Here is a 13,634-nt window from a genome sequence, read left to right as displayed (position 1 = left end):
CCTATTCTTCAATGATCGCAACAGCCCGGGTAAAGCCCGCAGAGCCGTTTTTAAGTTTGATGGGAAAGCAGCTGATCGTGAAACCTGTCGCAGGCAGCGCTTCGAGGTTGGACAGCTTTTCGATGTGGCAATAGCCGATATCGATAGAGGCGCGATGCCCTTCCCAAATGATACTGGGGTCAGGGTTTTCGGCCCAACGCCGGGCGGTAATCGAGAATGGTGCATCCCATGACCAGGCATCGGTGCCCGTGATCCGCACGCCGCGTTCCAGCAGCCAAAGCGTCGCATCACGCCCCATGCCACAGCCGCTATCAAGATAATCGTCCTGTCCGTATTTCGCACCGGCCGAGGTGTTGACCACAACGATATCAAATGGTTGCAGCTCATGCTTGATGCGGGCCAGTTCGGCTTCTACTTCGGCAGGGGTCACAATATGCCCGTCAGGCAGATGCCGAAAGTCCAGTTTCACACCCGGATTCTGGCACCATTCCAGCGGCACCTCATCGATGGTAATCGCCCGCTCTCCGCCGTTCATGGTGGAATGATGGTGATAAGGCGCATCAAGATGGGTGCCGTTGTGGCTGCTGATGCGCAATGTCTCTACCGCCCAGCCTTCCCCGCCGGGGAGATCGTAATCCTTGAGGCCGGGGAAAAAACCCGCAATCTGGCCTGCGGTCTGGCTGTGATCGAAGTAATCGATTTCCGGCAGCATGATGGGGGGATCGGACGGAATGCCCGCTTCCAGGGCGACAGAGATATCGATGAATTTTCGTGAAAGGGTCATTACAGAAGTCCTGTTGCCAAAACCGGAAAGAAGAGAAGAAGCGCGACCAGAACCATCATCAGGACAGCAAAGGGAAACGCCCCGCGGAAGATATCGACAAGGGAGATACTGTCGTCATCCAACGTTGCCTTGATCACATAAACCGAGATGCCGAAGGGGGGCGTCAGCAATCCAATCTCGACCGCCACGATTGTGACAATGCCAAACCAGATCAGATTGATGTCCATCGGCGTCACCACCGGCATCATGATTGGCACCATGATCAGCAGGATCGACGAACTGTCGAGGATCATGCCCATACAGATCAGCACCCCGACATAGAGCAGCATCAGCCCCCAATATCCAAGGTCAGCAGATGATGTGAACTCGGCCAACCCTGCCGGCAGGCCAGAGAAAGCCAACATCCGCGAATAGATTTGCGCCGCGATGATCAACAGGCAAATCGATGCGGTCACCAGCCCCGTATCAATCAGAATGCGGATCAGTTTTTGCCATGAAAGCTTGCCCGAAAGCGCACCGAACAACAGGGCGAAAATCGCGCCGATGGCCCCGGCCTCTACCGGGGTGAAGAACCCGGTGTAGATACCGCCCAAGACAATCACGATCAACGCAACAATCGGCAGCCCCTGACGCAACAGCGTGCCAAACCCTTCATCCGCCCCGCCTGCGTAGCTGATGTTACCCAGCCGATGCGGTGCCAGATAGGCGGTCGCCAGAATGCCAACCACAAACAGGGTTGCCAGCAGGAGCCCGGGGATGACCCCGGCGACAAACATGTCACCGACCGATTGTTCTGTCAGGATCGCGAATAGGATCAACAGCAGGCTGGGCGGTATCAACATGCCCAACACCGAGCTGCCCGCCACAACCCCAGTTGCAAAGCGCGGGGAATACCCGTGGCGGATCATTTCGGGCACCGCGATTTTGGTGAACACCGCAGCCGAGGCAATCGAGATGCCGGTGATGGCGGCGAAAATCGCATTGGCTGCAACCGTGCCCACGCCCAAGCCGCCTTTAATCCGTCGGAACGCCGCATTGGCCACGCTATAGGCGTCCTGCCCCATTCCCGTTTCCGCAACGATGAACCCCATCAATACAAACAAGGGCACAATGCCGAAGAAGTAATTCGCGATGGCATCATTTGCCGCCAATGCCATCAGTTTGACCGCCAGCGCGCTGTTGCCCTTGATGGCCCAGACCCCGCCAAATGAGGTGATCATCAAAGCGACCGGAATATAAAGCCCGGCAAGTACCAGCAAGACCATCACAATCAAGGCGATCAGCCCGATATCAAACGGTGTCATGACGCGCCCCTTTCCATCGGTTCACGATATGCAAAAGGAAGTTGAGCATCAGCAAAGCAGAACCGACCACAACAGCCACCCGTACCGGCCAGACCGGTGCCGTGAAATCGCCAACGGCACCGACAAACTCGTTTCTGGTCCATGCTTTTTGCAACATCGGCCAGGTGCCATAGATGATGACCCCAAAGACAAAAACGCCCATCAGATCAAACAGGGTTTCGACCAGTCGGGCCGCTTTGGGTGCGCGGTCCCTCAACAGGTTCAGCACGGTATCCGAGCGCGTCATACGTCCCAGTTGAAGCGCCTGAGGGGCCTGTAAGAATACGATAACGATGATCGAGAGCCCGACCATCTCTGGCACACCGGACAGCGGGATGCCAAAAAGGTTGCGGCCGCCCACGTCAATGCCAATCAGCACAACAAGCGCGAAAATCAGCAGTGATCCGACGATGTTCATCGCGCGGGTCACAGACAGGATGGACCGCTGGATGCGGCCAACACCGGGAATTTCTCCGGTGTTGAGCGCTTCAATATTGGGTTGGTTTCCCATGGTTTCAGTTTATTCCTGATCCCAGTTGCGCAAAGGCATGGCCCCCGCATCCCGCAGGGCGTTCATGTAGTCGCCCAGCAGCGCAGTTGCCGGCAGGCCCTGACCATCCAGACCTTCCGCCCAGGATTTGGCAGCGTTATCCATCCCATCCGCCCAGGCCTTGCGCGCGTCTTGCGGCATGACAGAAACGGTAGCGCCCGCTTCTTGCATCTTGGCAAAGGAGGTTTCGACAGCTGCGTTCAGATCCGCCAGATACCATTCCATAGCTTCATCTGCGCCCGCTTTCAAAGCGGCTTGAACATGCTCTGGCAGGCCATCATACCAATCCTTATTGGCACAGATCGCGCCTGCATATTGTGCCCCCATCCCTGCACGGGTGATGTTGGGTGCAACCTCGTATAGCTTGCCCGGCAAAGCAGCCGATGCAAACACGATAACGCCGTCATATACACCGGTCTTGAGTTCATTATAATAGGTGGTCAGGTTCCCGGAGACCCCAACCGCACCAGTGCCCGACAACCAGTTCAGCGCCGCACCCGGTGCCGCAATCTTGCGCCCCTCAAGGTCGGCTACCGAATTGACCGGAAAGTTGGTCATCAGCAAATAGTCGTCAATGATGATCGGCGCGCCCAGATATACCACATCATTCTCTTCGTAGGCTGCTGTCATACGCGGATCGTCGCGGTGCATGTCATTGATAACTTTGGCGACGGTATTGGTGTCATCGGTGATGAACGGGGTATAATATGTCACGTTCTGAACGGCGAGCTTGGCCGGATCGAACAGCGACTGGCAGGTGCCGATCTCGGCAAGCCCTGCCCCGACGGTTTCAAGTTCTTCCCCAACACCGGCGATCGCACCACCAAATTGGCCGTCAATTGTCAGTGTATCCCCCTGCCCTGCCAGATGTTTGTTAACGGCAGGGCCAAAGCTGTCGGGGAACATACGCACCCAGCGGAACACCGGCGGGTGACCTGCGGCGGCGGTAACACTGTAATCAGCGGCAAGCGCCGTTGTGCCCTGTAGCGCCATCACCACCCCAGCCACAGCGGATAGGTTCAAAATCGTTTTCATTGTCTTCTCTCCTCCAAGATTAGAAATTACGCGGCCTGCCGTGTTTGGCCGTCTCAAAATGCGCGTGTCCCTGCGGCGCAGAACCTGACCAGACGCTGAACCGTTTCATCAGATGTTTCGTGTTGTTCATTCGGCAGATTGGCGAGGCTTTCTGCCCTTTTGGTATTGGAAAAGGCCGAGATCATTGCGCCGATGGCCGTGGTGTAGGAATGGGCGATTTGATACCGCTCGATGTCGGGCAAAAGCTGCGTAAGCGCGTCGATGAATTTTTCCGCGCAGGCATCGTAATTGTCCCGCACCAATTGCTGGTCAAGATCATCGCCAACCACCAAACGGGCCAGCATCTGCGGATACCCCGTATCAACGCCGCCTGTATCAAAGGGTGGGGCCAGAAAGGCCTCAAACACCTTTTCCACCGCATCAGGTGCCTGCATGTCCACCTGCTCCAACCGCGCGAAACGAGCTTCGTTGATCGCCGCAGAGCGTCGCGCAATGACCCCTTGGTAAAGTTCGACTTTGGTGTGGAAGTGATAGTGCAGCAGCCCCTGCGCAACTTCAGCATCCCGCGCGATTGCCTTCATGCTCGCACCGGCAAACCCCAGCGCAGCAAAGTTCTTTTCCGCAGCGTCCAAAACGCGCGCTTTTGTATCCTGTCCCGCCGCCAAAATGATTCCCCCGTTTTTGTCAGGCTAAATTCTAACTGATCGATCAGTCAAGAAATTTGTAAACTATGTTCAGTTGACCCGAAAATAGCTGATCCTCACGGAAACCACGTTACGACCGGCCTGCCGGACGGGGATTTATCGCAAGTGCTACGGTTTTTTCAGTTTCTGTCGGTTTTGCACTTGTTCAAAGGTAAAAGCCCCTTGTATAGCGGTCAGCGGAGACGTGGCCGAGTGGTCGAAGGCGCTCCCCTGCTAAGGGAGTAGGCCCGGAAGGGTCTCGAGGGTTCGAATCCCTTCGTCTCCGCCAGAAACCCCAAGTTTTTTGAATTAAATCAATCTTCTAGGGGGTTTCTTGTATCCAGCGTCCCCCAATTTAACCGCCAATTCTTTGTGAGTGGACGTCAGTTCTAATAAACGGTCTTCGAGATGGTTTAGATTATCTTGATGCCATCGACAAAGCGCGTTTCTTCTTCCAAGGTGGTCCTAAATTGGGATTGATGGGGGCCTATGGTAGAATTAGTATCTGTGATGGGGGGGTTGCTCCCTTTCAAACAAGGCAATCTAAATCAAACGTTTAAGGCGCTTGTTCAACCTAAGGGCTTCAACGCCCCATTCTCGGCGATTGTTAAGGACTTACCAATTCGTGAGTTGTTTAACGAATTGGTCTCTTTTGTGGTGCTTCGTGCACTCGGGTTACCTATTCCCAGTGTTTATCTGGGAATGGTCGGCGGAGAAACACAACATCTTTCAAAGGCTCCGTCCCTAGGAAACGGTAGCAAACTGGTTTATGTTTCTGAAGAAATTCCTTCTCCAAGCCTCAAGATGGCGATGGGCTGGCGTGATGGGCAAAGTGAAGAAGCTTGCATGGCTTGCCTCAGTAAATTCGTGCCTCAAATTGCTTGCTGGGACAAGCTGGGCGAACTCTACGCCTTTGACACTTGGCTGGCCAACACAGACCGAAATTTGGGCAACATAGTCTTTGGCGGTAAAGGCTCCGATGGTGAACCCAAAGTATGGCTAATAGATCATGGTAGATCCTTCACGGGCGAGGCATGGAAGCCCGGGGATCTGGTTCCAGAAAAATCGTTTACGAATATGTTGAAGGTTTGGGCTACCCCTTTTCTGACTACAGTACAAAAGGATCTGTGTTTGCTAAGCACGGAAATGTTTGTTGAGAACGCAAAACGGATTGATGTGAACGAACCCATTGACTTTTACACCAACGCTTTCGGTCTTTCAGAAGCTGATAAGGTCGCTGCGAAGAATTTTTTGATAGTTCGCTTGGGCAAAGTGTCAGAACACGCTAAAGATGCTTTGGTGATGGAGACTATACTTTGAGCCATATCAACTTACAGTTTGAAGACTTCCCAGTTATCGACAATGCTCGTTCGGTTACTTGGGCACCAATTTTGTGCCATCCCAAAGATGCGTCATGGGAACGCTTTGTTGTCGGGATTATCGCCAAAGACGCTGACGGCTTTCATGTTGAGGTGGCCAACCGTTTGGCTCGTCTTGGTTGCTTATACGATGAGCGAGCAATGCCGCTAATGTTGTCGGTTGAGATTGCTATCGATTGGTTAGACCAAAACCTGTCGGATGGCATTTCTTCTTTATCTGATCTAAATTTTCCAGTTGATGGGTTGGCTATCGGTGAATGTCAGACAAGCGTTGGGCTGTCTGCAAAAGATACTGCAACGCTTTGGATGGCTTCGCTCTCATCGTTCTATGAAAAGGCCGAAAAGCACGAACCAAGCACTGCGGGTGACGTCATCGCTATTGCTAGTAATAAAATCGAACGTCGCTTAGAAAGACTGCCAGTTCAAGTACTCGGTGTGGTTGAAAGAAGGCATTCGAACTTGCTAGGATATTTTCATGAGGATGTTCGCAATCGGCGTGAAAAACGTGCAAGAGCAAATGCGCGGATTAAGATTGACTATGATGGTATGAAACTATCCGCGAACATTGATCGGTTCAATGTCGATCAACCCACGGCGACAGTTGGAATGTTGAAACAACGAATGTGGGATTTAGCTGTTCAACGCGAGAAACTGGAACCCGCGTCCCGTGATACAAAATCTTTTGAGATGTTGGTTGATTTCCCTCAGCATCGCTATTTGGACAAGCCGAGAAGATCAATCGAGAGAATACAAGAGCACCTTAGAGAGTTGACTGCGCAAGCGGACAGAGAGCAGATAATGTTGCGAACGCTAGCAGGAGCTGAGCAAATTGGTGAGCATATTGTGAGGCGCGAAACGGCTGAACTTTAGGTATATATTTTAGCTTCTAAGCAAGCCGACTGACGCCTTTGCCGCACTTCGGAACATGATATTTTTGCTGGCCTCTGACAATCTCGTGAGCAAGAGATGCGCCTAAGGCCGTGTCGCAATACAAGAATTCATAAAGATGATACCATGTTTGAAATTGTCTTTCTGGTCTCGGTACCCATAATTTGCCTTTACTCCATGAAAGAGGTTGTTTCTTAATCTCATACAAACTGCGCCACAGGCTCGTGTGGCAGCGATTGTGTCAGCTTCTCTTACCAAGCCTTCGACAATACAGTTCCTAAGGTTAGCCCCTTGGTTCCCAATCAGATGACCCAACCTTGCCTCAGAATTCTCACCTTCAACATAGCGATCTATGAAGTATTGACGTGCACGGTGAGCGCTTACCATTATCTGAACCTGATCTTCTCCGAACCAAGGATCAACGCGCACTTTTTGGGCTGTCGCGTTGTTTTGAAAGTGTTGTCTCTCAAATAACTGCCACACCAATGAAAACTCACTTATGCGCGTTTTCGCGGATCTATCGAGTTCTCTGTAACCGGGCAAAAACCGAACAAAGTTTCGATACGTTGCTGCTGAATAGCTCATCTTATTGCTCACCTGAACCGAGTAGTCGTAACCAAGCTATCTTGTAGATTATGCAACCATTTTGTTCAATGTTCGCGAAAGAACATTTCACATTCTTCCTTGCTGAGAAGGTGGGAAAATTTGCTTAGGAATAGTTGGTCTGCTTGGTTCTCGCACCGCTCAATCTCAAACCGTTTGCGGTCGTAGGTGCGCTGCCACATGCCCTTAGGTTTGAACGCGATAAAATGCGCCGTTCCCGGTTCGCCGCCCAGCGCCATGCGCAGTTTGTTTGCGCGGCGCAACATGCGGTCATAGCGCGGCTCTGACTGGCTGGCGTAGGCTATCCCGTAACAATGCCGACAAAGGAAATATCGCCCCCCTGAGAACAGCTTGCCGACGCGCCGTCCGCAGTGCCGACCATCAACCACGCCGGGACAGCGGAAATAGGGGCGCTGGTTGCCATAGTTGCAGTCCGCATGGGTTAGGCCCACCACCTCGGTGATTGGCTCCCATTCGCCGCCATATTGGCGGAAACGGTAGTCTAGGACAAACTGCCCTTCCTCTGCCTTGTAACCGATGCGGGCGACTTCCTCCCCATCCCGCGACCATACCCAGTTGCCTTGCCTGCCGGGTGTCAAACAGCCTTCGCGGTGAAGACGGTTCACATCGAGCGAACGACATTCCTCTGCCTTCTGTTTGTAGCCGCGCCGTCCTGAGCCATATCCGCCCATGTTATCGTCTCCATTTTTTTACGAAATCAATTGGCAAGTTTAGGGTCCATCGGAGGGGGTGGTACAATCTTTGGCAGGTCTGAAATGGAAACGGACCCTCCCGTCATTTTTCTGCGCCGTCAATTCGAAAGGTAAAAGTTGTGCGCCCCCCCCGATAAAAAACGGTAACCTAACGGAGTGCAGACCCGCGCCATTGGTGCGTGCGCAATATCTCCAGTTTGAAAAGGGGGGTACCCCTCAAGGCTTTTGCGGTGTGCCATGTCCTGCGTCCTCCCTATGAGTGGTTATATTAGTGTTCCATTCCAGAACCCAAGCGACGGCCAGAAACAGGTGCGACGGGTTCTGTAGCGGAACCAAAGGCGCTTGGCTGGTTCTCATACGGAACCATGCGCCCGCGTGACGGTTCCATTTCAGAACCCTGCTTTTGTTTTTTCGGAGGTCGCCAGCCCTTCCAGTCAAAGGTTGCGGTCACCTTGCCGCTTGGCCCCTCCGTGGGCTTTGAGGTCAAACGCCAGTCATGGGCGCGGCGTGAATACCAGTTGCCGGGAACCTCCAGCGCAAGGAACCCCTTTGCCTCCAACTCGTCAAAGGCGCGTTTTATGGTCGCTTTGCCAAGTCCCAGGATTTCAGCGGCTTCACTCATAGACAGGTGCAGCTTGCCGTTGTTGCTGCCATTGTAGCGGGTGTGGAGTTCGAGCCAGACTTTGACAGCGGCCCCCGATAGGGACCGCCATGCTGGTGACTTGAGTTGCGCATATGGCAGGGGGACATATTGCCCCTCGCCCGAACGCTTGCCCTTTGGTCTGGCACGTCTAGCCATGCAATGCGCTCTCCCCATAGGCGTGAAGGGCGTAGGACCACGCGGCTGGCTCTGACAGCCCATGTTTGCGCATGATGCGGCGGACGGCATTGGGCGGCGGGTGTGAGTGTTTGGCGGTCATTGCGCATCACCTCCCGGCAAGACGGTCACCTGCGCGTCACAGGCGAGCCTGTAGCGGGCGTGGTGGCCGGGATAGCTGCCTTCGTGCGGTTCCATCTCGGTTTCGATTGGGATGCCCAATTCCCTCAAGTCGAACACATAGGCGGACCACCGTGGCGCTGGGCGGGTTATGGGCGTGAGGCCTTTTGGCCCGGCGTCCACAAGCTGGGTCATTGCCCAACCTAGACGGCCTTTGAGTGCAAACGTGCGGGGTTGTTCGCTCAAGAGCGTGACTTCGATTTTCATGATGCTGAAATCCTGTACTTTGGGAGTGCAGCGCGGTATCTGGAGGTTGTTCAGACGACCCAGCGCCCGCGCCAGTTTTTGACTGCGTGGGCGTTGTTTATTTGTCGCCTGTGGATGCGGGGCGCGCGGCCAGCCAAGCCTCAATCGCGCTTTGCGGCCAAGCAACGGCGCGTTTGCCGATGCGGATGGGGCGGGGGAAGTCACCTGTGTCCATCATCGCGTATATGCTACTTCTGCTTAGTCCTGTCGTGGCTTCGACGGCGGGACGGCGTAGGTGGTGTTCTGGCACGTCGCGGTTCCTTTCGGTGTGTTGCGGTTCGTGCTGGAATTAGTGGCTGTAACTTTAGCTCCGAAATAGCCCCTCAGGCTCGAATAACCTTGCCATAGGCTGGGCCAGTCGCAGCACAAATATTTGCAAAGTAGGCCATGGCATTAGTCAAGGAGGCCCAAAGCGGCCATAAACGCAAGGCGATTTGGTAGGGGGGTAGGTTTCGCCAACCTGAACCTAGAATGGAATATCTCCATCGTCTTGCTCAACCGAATTGTAGCCATGTTCATAGTTGTTTGGTTCTCTGGTGAGTGTTTCTGCGTCGTCACCAGTTGCTTGGGGGGTAGGATTGGCTCCGCCCTTGGGGTTCCAATTTGCAATCTTGGCGATTTCTTCTGCAGCCGTCGGTGAAACAACACCGTCTTCACCCAACCCAAAACTTACACCGTTTGATTGGACCCAATCTTGAATCGTCTTCTTGACGCTCTTACCCCGACTAGGTTTTTCCACTGCTTCCCACGCCCCGACCGCGCAAGCCAACTTCGCAGAGTAACGAGGGTTCTTGGGATTGGAAAAGCTATCTCTGTTGCCGGACGGGAAGAAGAAGCTTGGATACACGCCCCGCTCAATTAGCCAATTTCGAAGGTCATTTACGTCAATCGTGGTTTCATTCCAATTGGGTTCTTTCCAGATGCAAAACCCTGTTTCATTGATGATGTTCTCGACAGCAAAGTTGAGCTTGGTCTCACCTGAATATTGTGTGGTTTCGTAGCCAACCGTTTCGTTGCGAGCGATAAGCATGTCAAAGCTCACTTTGTGTTCATCATCGCCCAAGTCTACATCGCCAAAGTAGTCGCCATGCTGAAATGATTGCCTACCTCTCATAGCGTGAGCCAAGTTTGCGCGTAGTTTGTTGGTTTTGATAGCTCCACGAAGGGCATTGAAGGCGGGTTCAAAGCCCTCATGCTGCCAAGTCAATTTGACACGGTCCCCGTCATTGTCATTGTAGTGTTGGCTTGGATCAAACCCTGCAATCAGAATTGCCGCATCTACGACTGACAACGATTCAGACAGACGCCACAAGTCTAGTGAACTTAGTTTCGTCACTTTATGAAATCCTTATGATTTTCTTTGAGGTTTGACTGCCGACATAGAGTGCCCACCGCTCCATCAACTTGCGCCGCTTGTCAAAGAAGTCAGAACGCGCATACGCCGCCTCTGCCTTATTCTGCACCACATGGGCCAGCGCCGACTCTGCGACGTCGCGGGGCGTGTTGGTGCGTTCCTGCGTCCATGTTTTGAAGGACGTGCGGAACCCGTGCACGTCCACGTCATAACCCAGCGCCCTTACCTGTTTTAACAGTGTCATATCAGAGAGAGGCTTGCCGAATTTGATACCGGGGAACACCAGACCTTTGCCCGTTCCAAGCTTTTGCGCGGCGTCGAGTATCTCCACAACGCGGGGCGATAGCGGGACGCGATGTTCCTTCTTTGATTTCATGTGCAGCGCGGGGCGCGTCCAGATGCCTTGCTCCAGATCAAACTCCGACCAGTCTGCCTTGCGGACCTCACTTGAGCGCGATGCCGTCAAAATGACCATTTCCAACGCTAATTTAGTCGCTTTGCCCGCGTCCGATGCTTTGAGCGCGTCCAGAAATTCCGGCACTTTGTCATAGTGCAAGGCTTTGCGGTGCTTTTGGGTGTCCACATGTTTGGGCAAGGCTTGGGATATGGCCTCTGCCGGATTGTCCGTGCGCCAGCCATTTGCCACGGCCCATTTCATCACGGTGCCGATGCGCTGGCGAACGCGGCGGGCGGTCTCTGGCTTTTCCAGCCATATCGGTTGCAACACGGCCAGCACGTCCGCCGTCGTGACCTCCGATACCTTCAATTTGCCGATGCGGGGGAAGGTGTAGGTCTCCAGCGTCGAAATGAACTGCGCGGCGTGTTTCTTGTTGCGCCATGTGGGTTCGTGGATTTTATGAACCTTGCGGGCGGCGTCCTCAAAAGACAGCAAAGCCTGTGCGGCGCGTTTGGCTTGCAACGGGTCACCGCCAGCCCGCGCCAATTTGCGGTTCTCTAAGGCGGTCTCTCTGGCCTCTGCCAAGCTGACAAGGGACGTGCTGCCCATGCCAATCTCGGTGCGCTTGCCGCGTATGACGATGCGCTGCACCCAGCGTTTTGCGCCAGATGGTTCGACCTTGAGCAACAGCCCATGCCCGTCCGCATATTTGCCGGGTTTGGTGACCGTGCGGACGAACGCGGCGGACAATGCCTTTTCCGCCCGCTTGCTCGGTGCCTTGCGTTCAATTTCCTGATTTCCGTCCGCCATACCGTCCCCCATTACTATCTGGAATATGGGGGACGTCGCTGGAACATACAAGACTCCGGGGTGTAATAATCCCTTGATTCAAAGTATTTTTTGGAACACGCAAGAATGGGGTTAGGCGGACTTCGTCTCCGCCACCAAACATTTTCATTCAATTGCGTTCGATGCTGTTTAGCCCCTTTTGGGGCTGCTTTTGTTCGCTTATCTGCCTTCGTTGTTGCTATTGATTTCTCTTCGATTAGACTCATTTCTATTCATTCCGTGGTAGAAAGCCTGGTATTTTGATGGCTGCACTAAGCGGAAAGCTGACGAAAAATCTGGTGCGGACACTTGGCCCTGGTCGCCACGGCGACGGCAGTGGCTTGTACCTTGTTGTGGACCCTTGAGGTGCACTCCCCCGAGGCAGAAACAACACTTGAGCCCCATTCTGCTACACCAGCGATGCAAACGGCGGCACTTCCAACTCCCACCGCATTTCACTAGGAAACGCCCTTGGCGTGAAGGCGCGGGTGATACGACAATGGTCCCGGTTGCGCAGTGACGCTCAAAAGGCGAAAAAAGGCATTAAAAGTGGCTCAGACCCCGCACGTGATGCTGCGGGGCACGGGACAGGCGGCGTGTGAATTGAGATCACACCCAAAAGAGATCGTTCAGCCTTTAGGAGGCCCTCCAATCGAGGCGCAAGCTTTCATAGTTGAGACAAGAATCGAGACCGCGCATTTTGCTGACGCCGCGCGCCACCAGCGCGCAAGGGAGGTCGAAAGCAACGGCACCCCCTGCGTAAACGCGCATTGCCTCCGGGCTGCCACGGGAAGCGTGAAAAGGCGGTTAGTCTTCTCCTTGCCTCACCAAACCCAGCAACTGCCAGAAACCCAAGAACATGCTCCGTGCCCGCCAACTTGATGCAAAAGAAAGCGCTGTGACGAAATACCTTCCCGTCATCACTCTTCCGCTTTTTGTACTTCTGATCTTGTTTCACACACCGGGGCACCACAAGGACGCCGACAAAATCCTGAGCGACCTTTTGATCTCCTGGCACCTGCTTGCCCCTGGCGACATTCTGTTTCGGCTACACGCGGAACCCTTGATTGAGGGGGTAGTGCTTTGGGATGCGGATCAGCAGCGGGTCTTTCCAATTGTTGACCAGATGGCACATATCAGCCAGCAGCCCTTTCTCGCCGATATGAAACGTCTTGAAAACCTGCGTGACGAAGCCGCCCCCGTCGCAATCGAAGCGAAATCAAAAACTGGCGAGACCTATTATTGGTGCAAACCCAACGCATGTGTTGCCGTGAACGGGCCAGCCTTGGCAGAGGCCATGGGGTTGAAACCCACTGAACACAGTAAGATATTCCAGCCCGCCTCATTTGGCGTGATACATCTTATCGCCGGTTTACTGGCCGCCACCTCCCTTGTCTTCGCCATCCAAAGCATCCGACAGGAAAGCCCTGCCAGCCCCGCTTTGCCAGAGGATATTGAGGCCTTCGATTTTGGCCCGGTCCGCGTCAGCCCGGCGCGCATGTCTGCAACAATTGGCACACACGTTAGCGACCTGACCATGCGTGATCTCAAGCTCCTCCGGTTACTTCAGCAAAACCGCGGGGCGGTTTTAAGCAAAGACGAGCTTTACAACGCAGGCTGGGGCCGCGACTTCATGCCGAACAGCCGTGCATTGGAACAACATATGCTTACGTTGCGCAGGAAACTGGACCCAAGCCGCAGCAATGGCCAGATCATTGAAACCGTGCACGGTCAGGGATACCGATTCAACGGTTGATTTTGCATTTTTCTTGCGAATATTTTGGGAATTTCTGACACATGCGCCCTCTTGCTCTGCGCTACTGCATGCATAGAA

15 protein-coding genes and 1 tRNA gene are annotated in these 13,634 nt (G+C 53.9%); 4 read left to right on the top strand and 12 right to left on the bottom strand.

The window, feature by feature from the left end; genetic code table 11:
- Nucleotide 1: 1 nt before the first annotated feature.
- From QQL78_RS02960 to QQL78_RS02940, 5 genes are read right to left on the bottom strand one after another with little or no spacing between them, the layout of a single operon-like run.
- A complete protein-coding gene (locus tag QQL78_RS02960; RefSeq protein WP_284370408.1) occupies nucleotides 2-784 on the bottom strand; it encodes a cyclase family protein in 783 nt (260 codons plus the stop codon).
- Nucleotides 784-2,088: a TRAP transporter large permease gene (locus QQL78_RS02955; RefSeq protein WP_284370406.1), complete on the bottom strand. Its 1,305-nt coding sequence runs from the start codon at nucleotides 2,086-2,088 to the stop codon at nucleotides 784-786. The genes QQL78_RS02960 and QQL78_RS02955 overlap by 1 nt, the downstream gene beginning before the upstream one ends.
- A complete protein-coding gene (locus QQL78_RS02950) occupies nucleotides 2,075-2,638 on the bottom strand; it encodes a TRAP transporter small permease subunit (RefSeq protein WP_284370403.1) in 564 nt (187 codons plus the stop codon). Before QQL78_RS02950 ends, QQL78_RS02955 begins: the two co-directional genes overlap by 14 nt.
- Nucleotides 2,639-2,647: 9 nt before the next feature.
- Nucleotides 2,648-3,712, bottom strand: coding sequence for a C4-dicarboxylate TRAP transporter substrate-binding protein (locus QQL78_RS02945; protein ID WP_284370401.1), 1,065 nt, complete (start codon nucleotides 3,710-3,712; stop codon nucleotides 2,648-2,650).
- Between the two features lie 53 nt (nucleotides 3,713-3,765).
- Complete coding sequence (locus QQL78_RS02940) at nucleotides 3,766-4,344, bottom strand: TetR/AcrR family transcriptional regulator (RefSeq protein ID WP_284370399.1); 579 nt, start codon at nucleotides 4,342-4,344, stop codon at nucleotides 3,766-3,768.
- 250 nt (nucleotides 4,345-4,594) lie between these two features.
- On the opposite strand from QQL78_RS02940, the gene QQL78_RS02935 reads away from it, so the two are divergent.
- The 3 genes from QQL78_RS02935 (at nucleotide 4,595) to QQL78_RS02925 (ending at nucleotide 6,644) form a co-directional block, all read left to right on the top strand.
- Nucleotides 4,595-4,684: transfer RNA gene (locus QQL78_RS02935), tRNA-Ser, on the top strand.
- Nucleotides 4,685-4,884: 200 nt separating this feature from the next.
- A complete protein-coding gene (locus QQL78_RS02930; RefSeq protein ID WP_284370397.1) occupies nucleotides 4,885-5,715 on the top strand; it encodes a hypothetical protein in 831 nt (276 codons plus the stop codon).
- The gene (locus QQL78_RS02925) at nucleotides 5,712-6,644 is read left to right on the top strand and encodes a hypothetical protein (RefSeq protein WP_284370395.1); all 933 of its coding nucleotides are present in this window, start codon (nucleotides 5,712-5,714) and stop codon (nucleotides 6,642-6,644) included. The genes QQL78_RS02930 and QQL78_RS02925 overlap by 4 nt, the downstream gene beginning before the upstream one ends.
- A gap of 668 nt (nucleotides 6,645-7,312) precedes the next feature.
- On the opposite strand, the gene QQL78_RS02920 is transcribed toward QQL78_RS02925, so the two are convergent.
- The 7 genes from QQL78_RS02920 to QQL78_RS02890 form a co-directional block, all read right to left on the bottom strand.
- A complete protein-coding gene (locus QQL78_RS02920; RefSeq protein WP_284370393.1) occupies nucleotides 7,313-7,957 on the bottom strand; it encodes a hypothetical protein in 645 nt (214 codons plus the stop codon).
- Nucleotides 7,958-8,246: 289 nt separating this feature from the next.
- Complete coding sequence (locus QQL78_RS02915; RefSeq protein WP_284370391.1) at nucleotides 8,247-8,777, bottom strand: helix-turn-helix domain-containing protein; 531 nt, start codon at nucleotides 8,775-8,777, stop codon at nucleotides 8,247-8,249.
- Entirely contained in the window at nucleotides 8,770-8,898 is a 129-nt protein-coding gene (locus tag QQL78_RS02910) for a hypothetical protein (RefSeq protein WP_284370389.1), read from the bottom strand. Before QQL78_RS02910 ends, QQL78_RS02915 begins: the two co-directional genes overlap by 8 nt.
- Nucleotides 8,895-9,182 (bottom strand): winged helix domain-containing protein, encoded by a 288-nt coding sequence (locus QQL78_RS02905; protein ID WP_284370387.1) that lies wholly within the window; start codon nucleotides 9,180-9,182, stop codon nucleotides 8,895-8,897. Before QQL78_RS02905 ends, QQL78_RS02910 begins: the two co-directional genes overlap by 4 nt.
- A 97-nt stretch (nucleotides 9,183-9,279) precedes the next feature.
- On the bottom strand, nucleotides 9,280-9,471 hold the full coding sequence (locus tag QQL78_RS02900) for a helix-turn-helix transcriptional regulator (protein ID WP_284370385.1): 192 nt from the start codon (nucleotides 9,469-9,471) through the stop codon (nucleotides 9,280-9,282).
- 216 nt (nucleotides 9,472-9,687) lie between these two features.
- On the bottom strand, nucleotides 9,688-10,557 hold the full coding sequence (locus tag QQL78_RS02895; protein WP_284370383.1) for a hypothetical protein: 870 nt from the start codon (nucleotides 10,555-10,557) through the stop codon (nucleotides 9,688-9,690).
- A gap of 1 nt (nucleotide 10,558) precedes the next feature.
- The gene (locus tag QQL78_RS02890; RefSeq protein ID WP_284370381.1) at nucleotides 10,559-11,782 is read right to left on the bottom strand and encodes a tyrosine-type recombinase/integrase; all 1,224 of its coding nucleotides are present in this window, start codon (nucleotides 11,780-11,782) and stop codon (nucleotides 10,559-10,561) included.
- A gap of 916 nt (nucleotides 11,783-12,698) precedes the next feature.
- On the opposite strand from QQL78_RS02890, the gene QQL78_RS02885 reads away from it, so the two are divergent.
- Nucleotides 12,699-13,556: a winged helix-turn-helix domain-containing protein gene (locus tag QQL78_RS02885; protein WP_284370379.1), complete on the top strand. Its 858-nt coding sequence runs from the start codon at nucleotides 12,699-12,701 to the stop codon at nucleotides 13,554-13,556.
- Nucleotides 13,557-13,634: the final 78 nt, after the last annotated feature.

Source organism: Sulfitobacter pacificus, from assembly GCF_030159975.1.
Lineage (GTDB): Bacteria > Pseudomonadota > Alphaproteobacteria > Rhodobacterales > Rhodobacteraceae > Sulfitobacter > Sulfitobacter pacificus.
This window is presented reverse-complemented; position numbering and strand designations above follow the sequence as displayed.

Excerpts from the sequence above, each read along its gene's own strand:
- QQL78_RS02960 (WP_284370408.1), bottom strand. The coding sequence starts at position 784 with ATGACCCTTTCACGAAAATTCATCGATATCTCTGTCGCCCTGGAAGCG.
- QQL78_RS02955 (WP_284370406.1), bottom strand. The coding sequence starts at position 2,088 with ATGACACCGTTTGATATCGGGCTGATCGCCTTGATTGTGATGGTCTTG.
- QQL78_RS02950 (WP_284370403.1), bottom strand. The coding sequence starts at position 2,638 with ATGGGAAACCAACCCAATATTGAAGCGCTCAACACCGGAGAAATTCCC.
- QQL78_RS02945 (WP_284370401.1), bottom strand. The coding sequence starts at position 3,712 with ATGAAAACGATTTTGAACCTATCCGCTGTGGCTGGGGTGGTGATGGCG.
- QQL78_RS02930 (WP_284370397.1), top strand. The coding sequence starts at position 4,885 with ATGGTAGAATTAGTATCTGTGATGGGGGGGTTGCTCCCTTTCAAACAA.
- QQL78_RS02920 (WP_284370393.1), bottom strand. The coding sequence starts at position 7,957 with ATGGGCGGATATGGCTCAGGACGGCGCGGCTACAAACAGAAGGCAGAG.
- QQL78_RS02915 (WP_284370391.1), bottom strand. The coding sequence starts at position 8,777 with ATGGCTAGACGTGCCAGACCAAAGGGCAAGCGTTCGGGCGAGGGGCAA.
- QQL78_RS02910 (WP_284370389.1), bottom strand. The coding sequence starts at position 8,898 with ATGACCGCCAAACACTCACACCCGCCGCCCAATGCCGTCCGCCGCATC.
- QQL78_RS02905 (WP_284370387.1), bottom strand. The coding sequence starts at position 9,182 with ATGAAAATCGAAGTCACGCTCTTGAGCGAACAACCCCGCACGTTTGCA.
- QQL78_RS02890 (WP_284370381.1), bottom strand. The coding sequence starts at position 11,782 with ATGGCGGACGGAAATCAGGAAATTGAACGCAAGGCACCGAGCAAGCGG.